The following is a 20,591-nucleotide window of genomic DNA, read 5'->3' on the forward strand; positions in this document are numbered from 1 at the left end:
ACGCTCAGAGTGTTCTCGTCTATTGCCCGTAAGAGAACCGCAGGTCGGCGAACAGCAGGGTGCCGAGTCGCCGCCGCAGATGTCCGAGCTTGCTCGGGTCGGGCAGATCGTCCGGGGTGAGCAGGGTGAACCGCAACAACGTCTCGCCGCCGCGCACGGCCTTCAACGCGAAGTGCACCTCGTCGTGCGGCCTGCTCGGCCACAACGACGACCACACCACCCGCTCCGGCTCCACTGCCGCCAACACCACCGGATCGACCTCGTCCGCCAGTAGCCGCAACCATGGCCGCGCTTCCGCCCGGCGCGGTTCCACCAGCGATCCCCACACCACCCGGGGTGGCGCAGGCAGCCGCCGTGCTCGCCCCCCGATCTCGATCACTCCAGCACCTTACGACTCGGGCTCAGGTCTCGGGCGTAGTGTCTGCTGCCGGATTCTTCGCGGTAGCGGCCGAAGCCGGGGATCGGGTGGTAGCCGGCGGAGGTGTAGAGGGCGATGGCTTCCGGTTGGCGGGTGCCGGTTTCCAGCACGATGCGGCGGCGTCCGGCCGCCGCCGCACTGTGCTCGATGGCGGCCAGGAGCTGTCGGGCCAGCCCGCGGCCGCGCACCTCCGGCGCCACATACATCCGTTTGAGTTCGGCGTCCCCGTCCCGGAATTCGGGTTCGTCGCCCTCGTGCGCCCGCCACCCGGCACACGCCACCGGGATCCCCTCGACGTACCCGATCAGGAACGCGCCCAACGGCGGCGCGAACTCGCCCGGATCGGTCGGACTCTCGTCCGGCCCGCCGTAACGCACCACATACTCCTGCTGCACCTCCGCGATCAACTTCCGCGCGTCCGGACTGTCATAAGCACGCGCCACCAGTTCCATACCGGTCAGGCTAGCGAGCGTGGCGTCGTGGCGGCGATCAGCCGGTGATCATCGCGGCGGAATCGGCCGAATCCCCGACACTCATCCGAAATCCGCTCCAGCGGAAAGAATGCGGAGATATTGCTGGCCACTTGATCGTCAGGTAATGGTGGCGGTATCGGAAGAGAGGGACGCCACCATTACCTGGTGATCGATTGCCCAGGAGGAAAGTCGGGTGGTCGCACGGGCCAGGAATTATTCGCTGAGCTCGGCGGCGATGTCGAGGATGTATGCACGGCTGTCGGTTTCGGGCAGGGCCAGGCGTTTGAGGTCGGTGCATACGGCGCGGTAGGTGGCGATCTCTTCGGGGTGCTCGAGGTAGAGGTCGCCGGTGAAGCCTTGGACATAGACGACCGGTGGCTCGGACAGGTATGCGGTGGGGTGCGGTGGAAACTCCAGCAGGACAAAGCTGCCCACCAGCAGACCTTGATACGCGCCGGCCGTGCGCGGCAGGACCTGCACCGAAACATTGGGCAGCCGAGCGAGATCGGCGAGACGGGTCAACTGGTCGGACATGACCCGGATACTGCCCGTGACCCGCCGCAACGCCGCCTCATCGATGAACGCGTCGAAGGCGAGCGGGTTCGCGCTGTCGGTGAGCCGCGACTGCCGCCGCGCCATGACCTCGACGTTCTTCTCGATATCGGCGGTCGGCCAGTTGGGGTGCAGCGCCCACGTCATCGCGCGGCGGTAGTCGGCGGTCTGCACCAGGCTGGGCAACAACATCGGCTGATACGAAATGATGTGCTGCGCAGCGTCTTCCAACCCGACGAACAGCCCGCCGTGCGAAGGCAGCGCGTCGTCGTAGGCGTGCCACCACGCTTTGTTCTGCGTCTCCTCCATGAGCCCGAGCAGCATTCGGGTCAGACTCGGCGGCAACTCGTAGATCTCGCACAACCGCTTGATGTACAGCGGATTCAGGCGGATCTGGACGCCGTTCTCCATCCGCCAGAAGGTCTGTTTGCTGACGCCGATCTCGTTGCGGGCGACTTCCGCGGTCACACATGCTTCGAGGCGTGCGCGGCGGAGCTCGCGGGCCAGTAGCCGGCGGGGCAGGGTCGAGCCAGTCGTCATGGGCAGCATCTCCGAAGGGTCGCTAATGGATTGGGTCCGTTTTGGAACCTGAATATGGCGCCGACTCTGGAACCTTGCCGAAAAAGCGCGACGAACTCGGTGGTGCAAGGTCCCGATCGGGTGGCTGTGCTGTTGCATTGCTGGTGTTCGCGGAAACCCGACCGGCCCGCCATCCCGATTCGGTGTCCGTGCTCATCCAACCAGGCGACTGTATAGGAGGATTGCCAATTTACCGAATTGCTCAGTGCGTCAACTCAATCGACCCCGCAGGGTAGAAAAAAGTCGCGTTCCAACTGGAACATTCCTAAATGGCGATTGCCCTCGCGGTGGGTTATTGCTGCCATTCGACCGTGCGTTGAACGCGCATTTATTCGCATGTCCCTGCCGCACGACTTTTGGGTTGTCGCACCCGCTATGGCCTGCCGAAACGAGTGCAGGAACGCAGAATGGGTGCGAAAGTTCGGGAGTTCCGCGCGCGGGTGCGCTTGCCGGAGTTCGGGTGCCCTGCTCGGTGAATCGGGCTGAGGTGCAGCGGCTTCGGGCGATGGCAGACGCGCCCATTCGTCGCGTACGGCTCGTGGCCTGTGCCCGTAATGACAGCGGTGGCTCGGATAGTCCCGGCCGGGACGTGCACTCGGCTCTGTGAAACCAACTGCGCACCAACCTGTTCGACCCCTGCAACGCATCGACCCCAGCGCCCGCGCGGGACGCTGGGGTCGAAAACGTGCGCACTTACTGCGTGGCGAGTTGCCGGGCCAGCGCCCAGATCACCAGAACATCGATCGCGATGATCACCAGCGCCCAGAAAGGATAGATGGGGGCGAAGAGGAAGTTGTCCAGGATGCTGATCGCCGCCATGACGATGCCGGCGAGGTAACCCCAGGTCTTGCCGGTGACGATGCCGAAGCCCGCGACCAGGACGAGGATCGCGATCACCAGGTGGATCCAGCCCCACGTCGAGACGTCGACCAGGAACACCTGGTCTTCGGTGACGACGAAGATGTCGCGCCCCGCGATCGCGGCGATGGCGGTCATCAGATGCAGCAGGCCGGTGACGAGGATCAGGACACCGGCGAAAATCGTCATGTCGTTGAGCACCGGGCCGGTGCGGACGGGTCCGGGACTGGTCATAACACACACTCCTTCCGAAACGCGTGGTACACCTATCGCCTCAACGTAGCCCCTGATCAGGCGAAAACCGGCGCAGATCGGCGGATCGCAACCGTGGTGGCAAACTTTCCGCGATCTCGCGCGGCGCGCCCGCATCGATGTGGTCGTTCGGGTGCCGGTGGCGCACAATAGGGGCCGCACGCGGTGGCTCCCGGCCGTTCCGTCCAGGTGACACACATCGCTGCGACACAAGGTGTTGTGCTGCACGGACTTGTCACCCCCAAGGAGTAGTGTCCAGGGGAGGGAAATTCCGTGACGGCCGCGGGCTCGGGAAAGGTGTGGAGGCAGCATGAAACTGATCGATCGGGTATCGGCCATCAACTGGAATCGGGTGCCCGACGAGAAGGATGCCGAGGTCTGGGATCGGCTGACCGGCAACTTCTGGCTGCCCGAGAAGGTTCCGGTGTCCAACGACATCCCCTCGTGGGGCACGTTGACCACCGACGAGAAGCAGCTGACCATGCGGGTCTTCACCGGCCTGACGCTGCTGGACACCATTCAGGGCACCGTCGGCGCGGTGAGCCTGATCCCGGATGCGCTGACCCCGCACGAGGAGGCGGTGTACACCAACATCGCGTTCATGGAGTCGGTGCACGCCAAGAGCTACAGCTCGATCTTCTCCACGCTGTGCTCCACCCGCGAGATCGACGACGCGTTCCGCTGGTCGGAGGAGAACCGCAACCTGCAGCGCAAGGCCGAGATCGTGCTGGAGTTCTACAACGGTGACGATCCGCTCAAGCGCAAGGTCGCCTCGACCCTGCTGGAGAGCTTCCTGTTCTACTCCGGCTTCTACCTGCCGATGTACTGGTCCTCGCGGGCCAAGCTCACCAACACCGCCGACCTGATCCGGCTGATCATCCGCGACGAGGCCGTGCACGGCTACTACATCGGCTACAAGTACCAGAAGGGTCTGGAGCTGGTCAGCCAGGCCGAGCGCGACGAGCTGAAGAACTACACGTTCGAGCTGCTCTTCGAGTTGTACGACAACGAGGTCGATTACACCCAGGACCTCTACGACGAGGTCGGCCTCACCGAGGACGTCAAGAAGTTCCTGCGCTACAACGCCAACAAAGCGCTGATGAACCTCGGCTACGAGGGCCTGTTCCCCAAGGACGAGACCGAGGTGAACCCGGCCATCCTGTCGGCACTTTCGCCGAACGCCGACGAGAACCACGACTTCTTCTCCGGCTCCGGCTCCAGCTACGTGATCGGCAAGGCCGTCAACACCGAAGACGAAGACTGGGAGTTCTGAACCACCCCCAACCCGAAACGGCGGCAGAATCCTCTGCCGCCGTTTTCCATGTCCGCTCCGCGCCGCCGCCCCGATCGGCTGTCTCAACCCGCTCTACGCAGACTCACCGCCTGCTGGCTCGGCGGTAGCCGATGGTGGCGGGGATGGCGAAGAGGACGATGGCGCCTAGGGACCAGGCGAAGGTGAGGGTGAGGGGGCGGGCGAGGGGGCCTTCGAGGGCGAGGGCTTTCATGGCGTCGACGGCGACGGACATCGGCTGGTTGCGGACGACGGGTTGGATCCAGGTGGGGTAGGCGGCCAGGGGGACGAAACCGGTGCTGAAGAACATCATCAGCGAGGTGAGGATAGTGATCCCCTCTACCAGTGCGGCTTTGGCGTTGAAGACGGCGACCGAGGTGACCACGGTCGCGAAGGCCAAGCCGAAAAGCACTGGGATGAGCAGGAATACGAGCGTGGGCAGCAACCCTTGGTGGAAGCGGAAGCCGAGCAGGAACCCGACCAGGATGATGGCGAGGGTGCCCGCGAAGATCCGGCAGCCTTCGGCGACGATGCGGGACGCGAGACCGGACGCCCGATGTACTGGTAGCACCCAGAAGCGGGCGAGCAGCCCCGCTTCCCGTTCCCGGCCGAGCAGCACCCCGCATGCGACGGCGCCGGAGACGGCGCCCGCGATGGTGACCATCGGCACCGAACCGTAGAGCGCGCTTTCGCCGGTGAAACGCTGGATCTGGCCGCCCACCACCGTTTCCAGCATGATCAGCAGCAGGCACGGGATGATCAGCGCCTCCAGCAGGGTGACCGGGTTGCGCGCCCAGCGCAGCAACAGCCGCTGGGTCTGGATCAGCGTGTGCCGCAACAGCGCAGCGGACGACACCTCCGAGGCGCGCACGCCTTCGCTTCGATCGGCCAGCAGTGCCATCATGCCCTCCCTGCGCTCAACCGGATGGTCAGCGGTATGCACACGAGCAGAATCGCGGCGGTCCAGGCCAGCGACGGCCCCATCAGCGACCAGGTGACCTGGCCCGCGTTGCCCAGCGAGTCGCCGGCCAGCGCGCGCAGGCCGATGACGAACTGCGATACCGGCTGGTTGCGGACGAACGCCTGTACCCAGGCCGGAAACTGGTGTGCCGGAGCCAATCCCGTCGACAGCATGCCGAAGATCAAGGGCGGCAGCACCAATGCCTGCGTGGTGGCCTCCGGACTGCGGGACAGGGTGCCGATCACGTCCGCGCCTAGCGTCAACGCGGTGCCGATGAGCATCGACAGCAGCAGGAAGCCGAGGGTGTGCGCGGTGTCGAGATAGAACCGGAATCCGATGACGTGCCCGCACGCGACGGCCGCGCACAGCGACAGGGCGAGCCGGAAGATGTTGCCCGACATCCGCGCCGAGACCGGCACGAGCCGGCCGACGGGCATCGACCCGAAGCGCCGGTTGAGTCCGGCGACGGAATCGGTGGCCGCGCGGAAGGCGGCCGAGATGGCGGTGAAGGCGGCGGCCTGCAGCACGACGAGCGGCATCATGAACTGCGCGTAGCTGCTGAATCCGGTGCCCGCGAATGTCATCACCGTCTTCAGCGGAATGTAGAAGCCCGCGGTGAACGTCGCGGGTGCGAGGATCGAGGTCAGCACCTCACCGGTTTTGACCGAGGGCACGATCAGTCGGGACGTGAGTACCCACCATTGCCGGGCGCGGGCCGGTGTCGCGCCGACGTCGGCGAGCCATGCTCCCGTGGTCATGAGACCGCCTCCACGTCAACGGCTTTCGCCTCGTCGGTGGTGGCGAGGTGTCCGGTCAACTGCAGGAACACGTCGTCGAGGGACGGCCTGCGCAACGCGATGTCGACCAGCTCCACCTCGGCCCCGTCCAACCGCCGCAACGCTTCGGCGAGCGTCTTGGCCCCGTCGGGTGCGGGGATGGTGATGCGATCCGAATCCGGGGTCAGCGCGGCTCGATTCTCCGCGGGCAGCAGCGGTCCGAGAGCAGCGGCGATGACGTTCAGGTCGGTCAGGTCCAGCGGCACCACCTCGCAATAGCTGCCGCCGGTCCGGGATTTCAGCTCGTCCGCGGTGCCCTGGGCGATCACCACGCCGTGGTCGATCACGATGATGCGATCGCTCAGCGCGTCGGCCTCCTCGAGGTACTGGGTGGTGAGCAGGGTGGTGATGCCCGCCTTCTTGAAGCTGCGCACCAGATCCCAAACCCCTTGCCTGCTGCGGGGATCCAGACCGGTCGTCGGCTCGTCGAGGAACACCACGTCCGGACGGACGACGAGGCCACACGCGATATCGATGCGTCGTCGCATGCCGCCCGAGTAGGTGCCGACCCGGCGTCCCGCCGCGCCGACGAGATCGAACTCGGTGAGCAGTTCGTCCGCCCGGGCTCGGGCGGCGCGCTTGCGCAGCCCCATCAGCCTGCCGAACATCACGAGATTCTCGTAGCCGCTGAGCATGTCGTCGAGCGCGGCGTACTGCCCGGTCAACATGATGGAGCGGCGCACGGCCGCCGGGTCGGTGACGACGTCGTGCCCGGCGACGAGCGCGCGCCCGCGGTCGGGGGCGATGAGCGTCGAGAGGATGTTCACCGTGGTGGTCTTGCCTGCGCCGTTGGGACCGAGGATGCCGAGGATCTCGCCCGGTGTCGCCACGAAATCGACGCCGCGCAATGCCTGTACGGCACCGAACGACTTCTCGATGCCCTCGACCACCACTCCCTGCTCGGAATTCATTGTTGTCCTTCCAGATGTTCGTCGAGCACGCGCGCGATGATCGGCAGCACGTGTGGTGCGGTCAGCTCGTTGTGCGTGACCTCGATGTCGTGGTTGACGACCGAACCGGTCGCGTACGGCCGCCAGCCGTCCGGTCCGACGATGTCGGAGCTGTCGACCGTCGCGCTGAAATACAGCAGGTCGCCGTCGAATACGGGTCGCTGATACCCCGCGCGGGAGCGGGCGGCCGCGTTGTACGACTCGGTCAGTCGCTCGATCATGGCCGCGTCGACGAGCGTGAGGCCGCCGAGCCGTGCGCGGATGCGCTCGGCCGCTTCGCTCGCGGTGGCTTCGGCGGGCACATCGTGGATCCCGAAGATCGCGCCGAAACTGTTGACGAAGGCCCCCGCCGTGAGCTGTTCGACCTCCGCACCGTCGACGTCGGCGGTATCCGAATCCAGCAGGGCGACAAGGCCGACGCGGTGCCCGTCCGCTTGCAACCGGGCGGCGACGGCGTGCGCGATCACGCCGCCGAAGGACCAGCCGAGCAGGTGGTACGGCCCGGACGGTTGCAGCGCCCGGATCTCGCGGACATACCGCTCGGCGAATTCTTCGATCGAGCGCAGCGACGGTTCGCGGCCGCTGAGGTCCGGTGCCTGCAGGGCGTAGATCGGCCGCCCCGGCCGCAGTACCTGGGCGAATCCCAAGTAGCTCCAGGAGATTCCGGACGAGGGATGGATGCAGAACAGCGCGGGCTCGGTACCGTCCTGCCGGATCGGCAACACGACGTCCAGTCCCAGCGCGAGGTCCAGCGCGGGCCGGGCCGCCGCGATCGCCGCCGCTTCCTCCGCCGCCGCCAGCTCGGCGGCGGGGGTGCGCGCGAATTCGGCTGCGGCACCGAGCGCGTCGAGCCACAGGCCGGCCAGCCCGGCGATCTCGGCGCGGTGCAGCAGGGTCTGCGGGAACGTGAAGTCCGCGCGCAGCTTGCCGTCGACCACTACCGCGTGCACCTCCAGCACCGAAAGCACGGGCAGGTCGGCCTCGGCCGCGGCGGGCAAGGCACCGAACTCGTCGGTCCGTGTCCACCCCAAGCCATCGAGTCCGGCAGGGGCATCGGCCGGGGATCCAACTCCGCGATAACGGAAGCCGATCTGTCCCGGTGCACCTTTGGCGGTGCGCAGCCGGGCACCCGTGTCCGGGTTGAGATAACGCAGCAGACCGAAACCGATCCCGTTGTCCGGCACCGCGTTCAGCTGCTGCTTCACTGCACGGATCGCCGTGCCCAGCACCGGACCGGCCGCGAACGCGGCGTCGACGTCGACCTGCCCGAGTTCGAGTCGCACCGGATAGTGCCCGGCGAGCGAACCGATCGTGCGCGACAAGCGCGCACCGGGGAAGGCGTCGACTTGCCTGCCCCGTCCCGCCAGACGCAGCAGCGTATCCGTGCCCGCTTCCCCGGATCGCTGGACCCGCCAGCGCATCAGTGCCAGCGTGAGCGCGGTCAGCAGGACGTGCTCGGTCTCGGCCGCGAACAGTCTCGGCAGGTCCGCGCATACGGCCGTGGTGACCTCGGCGGACGCCTCGCAGCGCACGGTGCGCAGCCGACGCGTCCGATCGACGGCGGGATCCAGTGCCCGGCTGCCGATCGTCGGGTCCGCGCCGGTGAGCACACCTTGCCAATACCCGAGCTCGAAAACGCGGGTGGCGCTGTGAGCTTCGTCGGTGAGCGCATGTGCCCACCGGCGCATGGACGTGCCGGTCTCGGCGAGCACCGCGGTGTTGCCGACGCGCACCTGCGCCCACGCCGCCATCAGGTCCGGCAGCAGAATCTCCCACGAGGCATCGTCGATCAGCGGCCGGCTCACCAGCACGAGCAGACGACCGGCGCTGGTCCGTGCGCCGGCGTCGCCGACCGGATCGAGCCAGAGGCACCGCAGCACAACGCCGTTCGCCGGGTCCAGCCGGTTGGCCGGCGAGTCCAGTTCGGCCAGCACGTATTCGCGCAGATCGACGGCATCGGCCGCGGCATCGAACTCGACCCGGCGCACCAGTGCGCCGACCTCGACCGAGCCGGGTTCGCCGACCTGCAACCGCCAGTCGCCGCCCGCGTGCCGCAGCCGTGCCCGGAGCATGTCGTGCCGGTCGATCACCGCCGCGAGGGTGGTGATCAGCTGTGCACGCTCGATGCCGATCGGCAGCTCGAGTGTCGCGATGCGCGCGGCGCGCAGGAAACCGCTGTCCTGCTCCAGCAGGTACCGCGTCGTCGGCGGGAGCGGCAGGTCACCGACGCCGCCGCCGGGCAGCTCCGTCAGCGGTGCGACCGCACCGGCCCCGTCCACGGCCGCGGCGAGCGCGGCGACGGTGCGGTGCTCGAACACCTGCAGCGGCGTGCACTCGATGCCCCGCTGCTTCGCCTGGGACACCAGCTGGATCGCGAGAATGCTGTCGCCGCCGAGCTCGAAGAACGACGCGTCGATACCGACCCGGTCGAGTCCGAGCAGACCGGCGACGAGCTGAGCCAAGGCTTCCTCGGTCGCGGTCCGGGGCGCCCGGTATTCGGTCTCCTCGGCGCTGAACTGCGGTGCGGGCAACGCTTTTCGATCCAGTTTGCCGACCGCGGTGAGCGGGATCTCGTCCAGGACGACGAACGCCGATGGCACCATGTAGCCGGGCAGCGCCTCGGCGGCGAACTCGCGGATCTGTGCGAGGTCGAGTTCGACACCGGGCTTCCGGACGAGATACGCGGCCAATACGGTGGTGCCCGCGGGCCCTGTGACGCCCAGTGTCAGTGCGAAATCGACGCCGTCCGCCCGGCCGAGCACCGCATCGATCTCACCGAGTTCGATCCGCTGCCCGCGCACCTTCACCTGGAAGTCGGTGCGGCCGAGGTACTCCAGCACCGGCCCGCCGTCCGCCGTCCGCGTATCGGCAGGCGTCCACCGCACGAGGTCGCCCGTGCGATACATCCGTTCACCCGGCGCGCCATAGGGATTCGTCACGAATCGACTGGCGGTCAGGCTCGGCCTGGCGTGGTAGCCACGCGCCAGCGCGGGCCCGGCGAGGTAGAGCTCGCCCGCGACACCGATGGGGACCGGCCGCAGCCTGGCGTCGAGCACCATGGCCGCCGCGCCGCGAATGGGCGGCCCGAGCGAGACGGGCGCGCCGACGCGCACCGCGGCACCGGTCGCCACGACGGTGAACTCGGTCGGCCCGTACAGATTCACCATTCGCAGCCCGCGGCGGTGGCCGCACCACCGCTCGACGAGTTCGGCGCCGACCGCCTCGCCGCCCACCGCGAGCACCCGCACCTCCGGCACGCCGGCGGGATCGATGGTGGCGAGCGCGGACGGCGTGATCATCACGTGCGTCACGTGCTCGGCGTCGATCAATTCGGCCAGCGCACCGCCGCCGAAGACATCGGCGGGTGAGACGACCGAAGCGCCGCCCCAGCCGAACGCCATCAGCGCCTCGAGAATCGACGCGTCGAAACTCGGTGAGGCGACGTGCAGCACCCGCGACTCCTCGTCCAGGTCGAGCAGATCGCCCTGGGCCGCGACGAAATCGGCGATGCCGCGGTGCGTTACGGACACGCCCTTGGGGGTGCCGGTGGAGCCGGAGGTGTAGATGAGCCAGGCGGGATTGTCCAGCCGGATCGGTCGCGGCAACTCGTGGTCGCGCACCGGACGCGCGTTCGCGGCGGACCACCGCTGCACGACGTCGAGATCATCGAGCACCAGCCAATCGGTGCTGTCCGGCAGCAGGTCCCGATAGGCCCGCAGCGTGAGCCCCACGCGCGCACCGGAATCGGTGAGCATGTGATCGATGCGCTCGATCGGGTGTTTCGGGTCGACCGGTAGGAAGGCCGCGCCGATCTTCGCCGCCGCCCACATGCCGGTGAGCAGGTCGGGCGAGCGCGGCAGGCCCAGGGCCACCACGGTTTCCGGTCCGGCGCCCGCTGCGAGCAGGAGCCGGGCCAGCCGGTTGGCGTGCGCGTCGAGTTCACGATAGGTGGTCGTGTCACCGGCCGCGACCACGGCGGGTCGCTGCGGATACCGAGCCACGGTGGCCGCGAGCAAGGCGGGCAGCGTTGTCGTTGCGACACTGTCGAAGCCGCGCACCGGAACCAGTTGCGCGCGTTCCTGCTCGTCGAGCAGCTCGATATCCGCGAGCCGCACGTCGGGCCGGGCCAGTACCGCGGCCAGGATCCGGCGCCAGCGGGTGACGAACGAGAACACGGTCGCCTCGTCGAACAGGTCCGTCGCGTAGGTCAGGACACCGGCGAGGCCCGCCGGGCCGGACCCGTCGAAGCGTTCGCGCAGATCGAGAGTCAGATCGAATTGCGAAGCGCGCCGGTCGAAGTCCTCCACCTCCAGCCGCAGTCCGGGCAGCTCCAGCACCGGTTCGACGAAGTTCTGCAGCGACAGCGATACCTGGAACAGCGGGTGGTGGGCCGTCGACCGAGCCGGATTCAACGCCTGCACGAGACGTTCGAAGGACACGTCGGCGTGGGCGAACGCGTCGAGATCGGCCGTCCGCACGGCATGCAGGAACTCGGCGAACCCGAGCCTCGGATCGACCGCGGTGCGCAACGCGAGCGTGTTGACGAACATGCCGACCAATTCGTCCAGCGCGGCCTCGCCGCGGCCCGCCACGGGCGTGCCGACGACCACGTCGTCGGTGCCGCCGAGCCGGGCCAGCAGCACGGCCAGGGCCGCGTGCACGACCATGAACAGGCTCACCTGCTGCGCCGCTGCGAACTCGACCAGGGCACTGTGCAGTTCGGCTTCGATCGCGAACTCGACATCGGCGCTGTGCATCGATTGCACGGCCGGGCGCGGACGATCGGCGGGCAGCTCCAGCACCTCGGGGGCGTCGGCCAGGGTCTCGGTCCAGTACCGAATCTGGCGTGCCGCCAGGGATTCCGGATCGTTCTCGCTGCCGAGCACCTCGCGATGCCACAGCGCGAAATCGGCGTACTGCACCGTCAGCGGCACCCGAGTGGTGTCGGCTCCCGCCGCGCGCTCGGAGTAGGCGGCGACGAGATCGGTGGCCAGCGGTGCCATCGACGCGCCGTCCGCGCTGATGTGGTGCACCACCAGGACGACGACGTGCACCGCTGCCTCGGTGACCGGCGACGGCTCGGCGGTGGAGTGACCGGATGCCACCGCGGGCACGCCCGCGAACGCGCCGGACGACACCGCCGGAGCACCGCCGACCGCACCGGACGACACCGGCCCCGCCACGCGCGTGGTGTCGCTCGCCGCGACGGAACCCGCTGTGACACAGAACAAGCCGACTCGCAGCGGCGGTTCGTGGCCGATGTCGAAGCCGGTACCCGCGAGGGCATTGATCCGAGTACGCAGCGCGGCACCGTCTTCGGTGTCGACGACGACCAGCACGGGATCCGCCGCTTCGGCGTTCAAGATCACCTGGCGCGGACCGTCCGCGTCCGCGGGGTAGATCGTGCGCAGGCTCTCGTGCCTGCGCACCACATCGGTCAACGCGTGGCGCATCGCGTCGAGGTCGAGCGCGCCGGTGAGCCGCAGTGCGACAGCGATGTTGTAGGCGGGCGAGCCGGGGTCGAGCCGGTTCAGCACCCACATCCGCTGCTGCGCAGGGGAGAGCGGGATGCGGTCCGGGCGGATGCGCGGCGCGAGCGCGAACCGGCCCGGCGCACCGTCGGTGGCGGGGACGACGCGGGCGGACAACTGCGCGACGGTGGGCGCGTCGAACAGGTCGCGCAACGCGATGGTCGAGCCGAGCGTCGAATTGACCCGTGCGACAACCTTGGTCGCGCTCAATGAGTTGCCGCCGAGTTCGAAGAACGATTGGTCGACGCCGACCCGTTCGGTGCCGAGCACGTCGGCGAACACCGCGGCCACCGCCTGTTCCACCGGCGTGCGGGGAGCCAGGTACGGCCGGTTGGCGTCCGAGAAGTCGGGCACCGGAAGCGCTTTGCGGTCCAGCTTGCCGACCGGTGTGAGCGGAATCGAGTCGAGCACGACGAGGTAGCCGGGCACCATGTATCCCGGCAGCTCACCGGCAACCCGGACGCGTAGCCGTTCGGTGTCCAGCCGCACGCCCGGAGCGGGCAGCACGTAGGACACCAGCACCGTCGCGCCGGCGGGCCCGGCGCGGCCGATCGTCACCGCGTACTCGACCTCTTCGTCGCGCGACAGCACGGCGTCGATCTCTCCGAGTTCGATGCGCAGGCCACGGATCTTGACCTGGAAGTCGCTGCGGCCCAGGTATTCCAGTTCGTAGTCGCCGCTCTGCCCGACGACCCAGCGCACCATGTCCCCGGTCCGGTACATCCGTGCGCCGGGTGCGCCATAGGGATCGGCGACGAAGCGACCGGCGGTCATCTCGAAACGGTTGAAGTAGCCGCGGGCGAGCGCCGGTCCGGCCAGGTACAACTCGCCCGCGACGCCGACCGGGACCGCCCGCAGCCAGGTGTCGAGCACCATGGTGGCGGCGCCCCGGATCGGGCCGCCGATGGTGATCGGCTCGCCCGCGACGAGTTCGGCGGGGCCGGTCGCCCAGATACTGAACTCGGTGGGTCCGTACAGGTTCACCATCCGCCGCCCGACCGACCAGCGTTCGATGAGCTCGGGGGTGGCCGCCTCGCCGGCCACCGCGAGCACGCGCAGGTGGTCGAGCCGCGTGGGTTCCATGGTGGCCAGCGCCGAGGGCGTGATCACCGCGTGCGTCACCCGTTCGGTGCGCAGCAGCTGTTCCAGCTCGGCGCCGCCGTAGACGTCCGGCGGCGACACCACGAGCCTGCCGCCCGCGCCGTGCGCGTTCAGCAGTTCGAAGACCGAGGCGTCGAAGCTGGGCGAGGCCACCTGCAGGGCGCTCGCCGTCGGATCGAGGGCGAGTGTTTCCCGTTGGGCGGACACGAGATTCGCGATGCCGCGGTGGCTGAGCAGCACCGCCTTCGGTTTGCCGGTGGAGCCCGAGGTGTAGATGAGGTAGGCCGTTTGGTCGAGGTCGATCGGGCCGCCGCGTTCGTCGTCGGTGATCGGATCGGCGGACACGGTCATCACCCGGCGGATCGTGTTCAGATCGTCGAGCAGCAGCCAGTCGATGCTGCCGGGCAAAGTCTCGCCGGTCGCGGTCACGGTGACCCCGATGGGCGCCTTCGAGTCGGTGAGCATGTGCTCGATCCGCTCCACCGGATAGTTGGGATCCAGCGGCGCGAAGGCCGCGCCGGATTTGGCCAGTGCCCACACCGCCACCACCGACTCCAGCGAGCGGGTGAGCGCCAGCACCACGAAAACCTCGCGGCCGACACCGCGACTCAGCAGCAGCCGCGCGAAGCGATTGGACCAGGCGTCGAGTTCGCCGTAGGACATGGTGAGTTCGCCCGCGCTGACCGCGATGGCGTCGGGATCGATCGCCGCCCCCGCGGCGAGGATCTCCGGAAGTGTGCTGAGCGCGAGCGATTCGGGCCCGTGCACCGGCAGCAGCGCCGCGCGCTCGGTCGCGTCGCAGTACTGCACCTGCGAGACCAGCGCCCGGGGATTGTCGGCGAGCTGGGTGAGCAGCCGGACGAAGCGGTCGAGCAGCGGTCGCGCCGCGGCGGGCTCGAGCTGGTCGGCCATGAATTTCAAGGTGATCCGCAGGGTGTCGCGACCGTTGTCGCCGCGCAGCGGAATGACCATGAGGTTCAACGGATACGGCGTGGCGTCGGTGCCTTCCACCTCGAGCACCCGCATGCCCGCGATGTCCAGTGCCTGGGACAGGGCCTCGCGGTCGATCGGGTAGGACTCGAAAACCGTGAGTGTGTCGAACAATTCGGCGAGCCCCACCGCCTGATGGATGGCCGCCAGGCCGACGTGCTGATGATCGAGCAACCGAGCCTGCTCGGCTTGCAGCCGGGCGAGCAGATCGACCACCTTCTCGGCCGGATCGAGCTGTACCCGCACGGGCAGCGTGTTGATGAACAGGCCGACCATCTCTTCGACACCGGCCAGCTCCGGCGGACGCCCGGACACGGTGCCGCCGAACACCACATCGGTGCGGCCGGTGCGCATCGCGAGCAGCATCGCCCAGCTCGCCTGCACCAGAGTGTTGACGGTGGCGCCGGATTCGCGCGCGGCGGCTTCCAGACGGGCGACCGTCTCGGCGGACAGATCGGTGGACAGCATCCCGGTCTCGGTCGATTCGATCCCGGCCAGGGTGGGCACCGCGCGGGTGGGGGTGTCGACGCCGGCCAGCGACTGCCGCCACGCGGCGATCGAGGCCTCGTTGTCCTGTTCGCGCAGCCAGCCGAGGAACTCGCGGTAGGAGTGCGCGGGTGCCAGCGCGCTCGCATCACCCGAGGTCACGTAGAGCGTCAGCAGTTCGCGCACCAGCAGCGGCGTCGACCAACCGTCCAGCACCAGATGGTGATTGGTCAGCACGAACCGATACTCCTCGGCGTCGGTCCGGATCAGCGTGCACCGGATGAGCGGCGGCTTGGTGAGTTCGAATCGGGTGTGCGCGTCGAGCGCGATCACCCGGTCGAGCTCGCGCCGCCGCTGCTCGGGATCGGCGAGACCGGTCAGATCCACCTCGTGCCAGCCGATCTCGGCCGCGGCCAGCACGAGCTGGCGGGGGCCGTCGTCGGTCTCCACGAAGGCGACCCGCAGATTCTCGTGCCTGGTCACCAATGCCTGTGCGGCGGTGCGCAATCGGGCCGCGTCGACGGTGCCCGCCAGGGTGAGCAGGGACTGCACGGTGTAGCCGTCGGCGGTGTCCGAGTCGTACAGCGCATGGAAGAGCAGGCCGTATTGCAGGGGCGAGAGCGGCCAGACGTCGGCGAGGTCGCGGTAATCGCGTTCCCAGGTGTCGATCTGGGCCTGGGTGACCGGGACGAGCTCGAAGTCCGAGGGCGTGCGCCCGCCCGCACCCGCGCTCGTCGCGTGCGCGGCGAGCCCGCGCAGCGCCTCGCTCCACCACTCGGCCAGCCGGTCCACCTCGGCGGCGGCGAGCAGCCGGGACGCGTAGGCCCAGGTCACCTCCAGGCCCGCGTCGGTGAGCACGGCGTTGATGTCGACGACCGCGGCCAAGGGCGCCCGATCGTCCTGGGTCGCCGTGAAGCGTTGCGGCAGCCAAGGTCCCGCGTCCGCGCCGGTGGTGGCCCGGCCCAGATAGTTGAAGCTGAGCTGCGGGGTCGGACCGGCGGCGAGCGCCGCGGCGGACTCGGTGTGCAGATAACGCAGCATGCCGAAGCCGATGCCCTTGTCCGGCACCGTGCGCAGCTGTTCCTTCGTCGCCTTGATGGCCGCGCCTGCCGCGGCCCCACCGGCGAACGCCTCGTCCAGGTCGATCCCCGTCAGGTCGATCGCCACGGGATACACGCTGGTGAACCAGCCGACCGTGCGCGCGACATCGGCGCCGGGCAGGATCTCCTCCGCCCGGCCGTGGCCTTCGAGGGTGAACAGCGTCGCGTGCCGGTCCCGCCACCGGCCGACCGCCAGGGCGAGCGCGGCCAGCAGCACATCGTCTGCGCTGCAATGGAATCGGTCCGGCGCGGTGGTCAGCACGGCGGCCGCGATCTCCGGGACGATCACCGTCTGCCGCTGGGCCATGGTGGCGACGACATCGACCTCGGGATCCAAGGTCGCGGCGCCGAAAGCCGGGTCCGGCGTCGCCAGGATGTCCTGCCAGAGCGGCAGTTCGGTGGCGCGTTCGGCGGCCTGCTCGGCTTGGCCGTGCGCCCAGCGCCGGAACGAGGTGCCGACCGGCGCGAGGGTGCCGCCCATCGCGGCGGTCGCGAGGTCCGGCAGCAGGATGCGCCACGAGACGCCGTCGGTCACCAGGTGGTGCAGCACCAGCCAGAGCGCGGGCTCGTCCGCTTCGAGCAGGACGAAACGGGCGACCACGCCCGCCGCCGGATCGAGCAGGTCTGCGGCGCGCTGCAATTCGCGTTCCGCGCTCGCCGCGGGGTCCGCGTCCACCCGCACCGCCTCGACGAGGGACTCGGCATCGATGGCCCCGGGTTCGGCCACCGTCCAGGACCAGCCGTCGTCGGTCCGGCGCAGTGCGGAGCGCAGCAGATCGTGCCGGTCCAGCAGTGCCTGCACCGCCGCGACGACCTGTTTCCGCTCGAAGTTCGCGGGCAGGCCGACGAGTACCGCCTGCGCGAAACGGGGCCAGGTATCGCCCTGCGCCAGCATGGCGTGCACGATCGGGGTCAGCTCGACCGCGCCGACGCCACCGCCCGAGAGTTCGTGCACCACCTGCGACGGCACCTCGGTCGCGATGGCGGCAAGCGCGGCAACGGTCTTGCGCTCGAACACATCTCGCGCGCTGAGGCCGAGGCCCGCGGCCTTCGCCCGCGACACGAGCTGAATGGAGACGATGCTGTCGCCGCCGAGCGCGAAGAAGCTCTCGTCGACGCCGACCTGGTCGAGGCCGAGCACCTCCGCGAAGAGCGCGGCGAGGGTCTGCTCGCGCGGCGTGGACGGCGCCCGGCTGACGAGCGCGCGGGTGCTGAAATCCGGTGCGGGCAGTGCTTTGCGGTCCACCTTGCCGAGCGGGGTGAGCGGAACGTGCTCCAGCACCATCACCACGGAGGGCACCATGTAGGCCGGGAGTGTCTCTCCGGCAGCCGCTTTCAACGCTTCCGGGTGGACCTCGGCGCCGGGCCGCGGCAGGACGTAGGACACCAGCGCGGTCGCGCCCGTGCCGGTCTCGGCGCCGATTGTGATCGCGAAATCTATCTCGGGCAGTCGCTGCAGCGCCGCATCGATCTCGCCCAGCTCGATCCGGAAGCCGCGCACCTTCACCTGGAAGTCGCTGCGGCCCTGGTACTCCAGCTCGAGCCGGTCGTCGTGGCGGTGCCAGCGCACCAGGTCGCCGGTGCGATACATCCGCGCGCCCGCAGCGTACGGGTCGGCGACGAACCGGCCTGCGGTGAGCCCGTTGCGCCGGTGGTATCCGCGCGCCAGACCGGGGCCCGCGAGATAGAGTTCACCCAGCGTGCCGGGCGGTACCGGCCGCAGCCATGGATCGAGCACCACCGCGGTGACGCCGCGGGCCAGGCCACCGATGGTGACCGGCGCGTCGGGCACCATCGGTCCGCTGAGGGTCGCGGTCACCGTGGTCTCGGTGGGGCCGTAGCCGTTGAGCAGGGTGCGGCCCGCCCACTTGGTCACCAGCTCCGGCGGGCAGGCATCGCCGCCGACGATCACCGTGCGCAGCTCGGGCAGGGTCGACGGGTCGAGCGAACCGACCACTGCCGGAGTGACATTCAAGTGCGTGACACGGTGTGCCCGCAGCACCTCGGCCAGTTCCTCGCCCGCGTAGGCCGCGGGCGGCACGATCGCGAGGGTGGCGCCCGTCGCGAGCGTCACCAGGATCTCCTCGACGGAGATGTCGAAGCTCGGCGAAACCGCATGGGCGACGACGGAGTCCGCGGTGACGCCGAATCCGGCGGCGGAGCCGGTCGCGAGGTTCGCCAGTCCGCGATGCGACACCGCCACGCCCTTGGGCAGACCGGTGGAACCCGAGGTGTAGATGAGGTAGGCGATCTGGTCGAGGTGCAGCGCGCCGGTGCGTTCGGCGGCGGTCACGGCGGCTGAGTCCTGTTCGGCCACGGTGCGACTGGTGTCCGCGTCGTCGAGGATCAACCAGTGCACCCGGTCCGGCAGCACGGCCCGCGCCGCGGCGACCGTCAGTCCCGCGACGACGCCGCTGTCGCCGACCATGTGCTCGATCCGGTCGGCCGGATAGGTGGGGTCGATCGGGACGAACGCCGCCCCGGTCTTGGCGACGGCGAGAGTGGCCAGCACCGATTCCAGTGAGCGCGGGATCGAGATCGCCACGGCGCGTTCGGGTCCGGCCCCCACCGCGATCAGCACCCGGGCGAGGCGATTCGTGCGCTCGTCGACCTCCCGGTAGGTGAGCGCGACGTCGCCGGCCCGTATCGCGATCGCGTCCGGATCGAGTCGTGCTCCGGCCGTGAGGATTTCGGGAAGCGTTCGGGCGGCCACAGCCGCGGCCCCGGTGGCGGGCACCAGTTCGGCTCGCTCTGCCTCGGACACCACCGGCACCGTCGAGAGCGCCGCATCCGGCCCGGCCGTGAGGAATTCGTGCAGGAAGCGCAGGAAGCGCCGGTGCTGCGCGGCCAATTCGGTGTCGCTGTAGAGGTTCGCGTTGGCCTGGAAGTCGATGTGGGTGCTCTCGCCGCCCACGCCGGGGTAGAAATTGAGGAACAGGTCATCGATCAGACCCGAGGTCAGCACGTGCAACCGCCCGGTCACCGGGCCGAGCTGAATCCTGGTGTCCACCATCATCAGGTTCACCGAGGGGCCGAACGACGCGGCCTCGTCCATCGACCAGCCCAGGTCGCGGAAGATGTCCTCCTGCCGGTACCGCTGCCTGCGCAGCGCGCTGGTCAGCTCACCCTGCGCGGCTCGGATCACCTCGCCCACCGTGGTGGCCGGGGTCAGCCGCAGCCGCAGCGGCACGACATTGGCGATCATCCCGCCGGAACGGCGCAGGATCGCGGTGGTGCGTGCCGAAACCGGCAGGCTCAGGACGACTTCGGCGGCGCCGGTCATCGCCGCCAGGTACGCGCCGAAGGCGGCGACCACGGTCGGCGCGACGCCCGAATCGGCACCCTTGGCAACGGAATCCAGCAGTACCGCGGTGTCCGGAGGCAGCGCACCGGCCACGCGACTGGGATGCGCGTCGACCTCGGCGGTGCGGCCCGCGAGGCTGACCGGATCGGCCACCCCGTCCAGGTGAGTCAGCCAGTGCTCACGGTCGGCCGCGAACCGCTCGGAGGTGCGGTAGGCGAGATCGGCCTCGACGATCTTGCGCAGATCCTCGGCCTTGGCCGCGGGCGGCTCCTTGCCCGCGAGCGCCGCGTTGTACAGCTCCCCGGTGCGCTGCACCATGGTCAGCGCGCCCATGCCGTCCAGCACGATGTGATGGATGCGGGAGTACCAGTACCAGCGGTCCGCGGCGAGCCGCAGCATCACCACCCGGACCAGCCGGTCGCGGGTGAGATCGAGCGGCGCGTTGTATTCCGTGCGCATCCAGGCGTGTGCGGCAGCCTCGGGATCCGGCTCGCCGCGCAGGTCCAGCGTGATCAGGTTGTCGTCCAGGGTGGGGTCGACGAACTGGAACGGCTGACCGGCTACCTCGACCAACCGCAGATAGCCGGTGCCGAATTCGCGACCCGCCTGCCGGGCCGCCCGGGCGAGCAGGTCGAGCTCGATCGGACCGCGCAACTCGACGTACTGGGCGATCGAGATGGGAGTGTCGCCGGCGATGTGCTGGGCGAACCAGATGCCGCGCTGAGCCGCCGAGAGCGGGAAGGCGCCTTCGGGCAGACCGGTAGCGGTCTCGACGGGGGCGAGGGAAGGCTGTTGCATGAATAGTCCTACGTTCTTACCGCTCACAGCTGCGCGGCTGTGACCGCCGCTGGCTTTCGCGGTAGTGGTAGTACCTGCCGCACAGCTTCGCGACAGGTTCATTCTGAACCG

General features: G+C 69.0%; 9 protein-coding genes. 1 reads left to right on the forward strand and 8 read right to left on the reverse strand.

Annotated features, from left to right (window positions below; translation table 11 throughout):
- Positions 1 to 19: 19 nt before the first annotated feature.
- From O3I_RS32280 to O3I_RS32295, 4 genes are all read right to left on the reverse strand, one after another.
- Positions 20 to 379 carry a hypothetical protein gene (locus O3I_RS32280; RefSeq protein WP_014987223.1) on the reverse strand — a complete coding sequence of 120 codons (360 nt, stop codon included), beginning with the start codon at positions 377 to 379 and terminating at the stop codon, positions 20 to 22.
- Positions 376 to 870, reverse strand: a complete 495-nt coding sequence (locus O3I_RS32285) for a GNAT family N-acetyltransferase (protein ID WP_014987224.1) — start codon at positions 868 to 870, stop codon at positions 376 to 378. The genes O3I_RS32280 and O3I_RS32285 overlap by 4 nt, the downstream gene beginning before the upstream one ends.
- A 234-nt stretch (positions 871 to 1,104) precedes the next feature.
- A complete protein-coding gene (locus O3I_RS32290; protein WP_014987225.1) occupies positions 1,105 to 1,983 on the reverse strand; it encodes a helix-turn-helix domain-containing protein in 879 nt (292 codons plus the stop codon).
- Positions 1,984 to 2,715: 732 nt separating this feature from the next.
- Positions 2,716 to 3,114 (reverse strand): DUF7144 family membrane protein, encoded by a 399-nt coding sequence (locus tag O3I_RS32295; RefSeq protein WP_014987226.1) that lies wholly within the window; start codon positions 3,112 to 3,114, stop codon positions 2,716 to 2,718.
- A gap of 328 nt (positions 3,115 to 3,442) precedes the next feature.
- Here O3I_RS32295 and nrdF point away from each other — a divergent pair, with 328 nt between their 5' ends.
- Positions 3,443 to 4,405 carry a class 1b ribonucleoside-diphosphate reductase subunit beta gene (gene nrdF / locus O3I_RS32300; protein ID WP_014987227.1) on the forward strand — a complete coding sequence of 321 codons (963 nt, stop codon included), beginning with the start codon at positions 3,443 to 3,445 and terminating at the stop codon, positions 4,403 to 4,405.
- 103 nt (positions 4,406 to 4,508) lie between these two features.
- On the opposite strand, the gene O3I_RS32305 is transcribed toward nrdF, so the two are convergent.
- Genes O3I_RS32305 through O3I_RS46600 form a run of 4 tightly spaced genes read right to left on the reverse strand, consistent with a single transcriptional unit; the run spans position 4,509 to position 20,480 of the window.
- On the reverse strand, positions 4,509 to 5,324 hold the full coding sequence (locus O3I_RS32305) for an ABC transporter permease (protein WP_014987228.1): 816 nt from the start codon (positions 5,322 to 5,324) through the stop codon (positions 4,509 to 4,511).
- On the reverse strand, positions 5,324 to 6,142 hold the full coding sequence (locus O3I_RS32310) for an ABC transporter permease (protein WP_014987229.1): 819 nt from the start codon (positions 6,140 to 6,142) through the stop codon (positions 5,324 to 5,326). Before O3I_RS32310 ends, O3I_RS32305 begins: the two co-directional genes overlap by 1 nt.
- Complete coding sequence (locus O3I_RS32315) at positions 6,139 to 7,131, reverse strand: ATP-binding cassette domain-containing protein (protein WP_014987230.1); 993 nt, start codon at positions 7,129 to 7,131, stop codon at positions 6,139 to 6,141. Before O3I_RS32315 ends, O3I_RS32310 begins: the two co-directional genes overlap by 4 nt.
- On the reverse strand, positions 7,128 to 20,480 hold the full coding sequence (locus tag O3I_RS46600; RefSeq protein ID WP_014987231.1) for a non-ribosomal peptide synthetase: 13,353 nt from the start codon (positions 20,478 to 20,480) through the stop codon (positions 7,128 to 7,130). The genes O3I_RS32315 and O3I_RS46600 overlap by 4 nt, the downstream gene beginning before the upstream one ends.
- Between the last annotated feature and the right edge of the window lie 111 nt (positions 20,481 to 20,591).

The organism is Nocardia brasiliensis ATCC 700358 (assembly GCF_000250675.2).
GTDB classification, from domain to species: Bacteria; Actinomycetota; Actinomycetes; order Mycobacteriales; family Mycobacteriaceae; genus Nocardia; species Nocardia brasiliensis_B.

What these genes read in the sequence shown, in the direction of transcription:
- O3I_RS32285 (WP_014987224.1), bottom strand. Translation starts at nt 870, where the DNA reads ATGGAACTGGTGGCGCGTGCTTATGACAGTCCGGACGCGCGGAAGTTG.
- O3I_RS32290 (WP_014987225.1), bottom strand. Translation starts at nt 1,983, where the DNA reads ATGACGACTGGCTCGACCCTGCCCCGCCGGCTACTGGCCCGCGAGCTC.
- O3I_RS32295 (WP_014987226.1), bottom strand. Translation starts at nt 3,114, where the DNA reads ATGACCAGTCCCGGACCCGTCCGCACCGGCCCGGTGCTCAACGACATG.
- nrdF (WP_014987227.1), top strand. Translation starts at nt 3,443, where the DNA reads ATGAAACTGATCGATCGGGTATCGGCCATCAACTGGAATCGGGTGCCC.
- O3I_RS32305 (WP_014987228.1), bottom strand. Translation starts at nt 5,324, where the DNA reads ATGGCACTGCTGGCCGATCGAAGCGAAGGCGTGCGCGCCTCGGAGGTG.
- O3I_RS32310 (WP_014987229.1), bottom strand. Translation starts at nt 6,142, where the DNA reads ATGACCACGGGAGCATGGCTCGCCGACGTCGGCGCGACACCGGCCCGC.
- O3I_RS32315 (WP_014987230.1), bottom strand. Translation starts at nt 7,131, where the DNA reads ATGAATTCCGAGCAGGGAGTGGTGGTCGAGGGCATCGAGAAGTCGTTC.
- O3I_RS46600 (WP_014987231.1), bottom strand. Translation starts at nt 20,480, where the DNA reads ATGCAACAGCCTTCCCTCGCCCCCGTCGAGACCGCTACCGGTCTGCCC.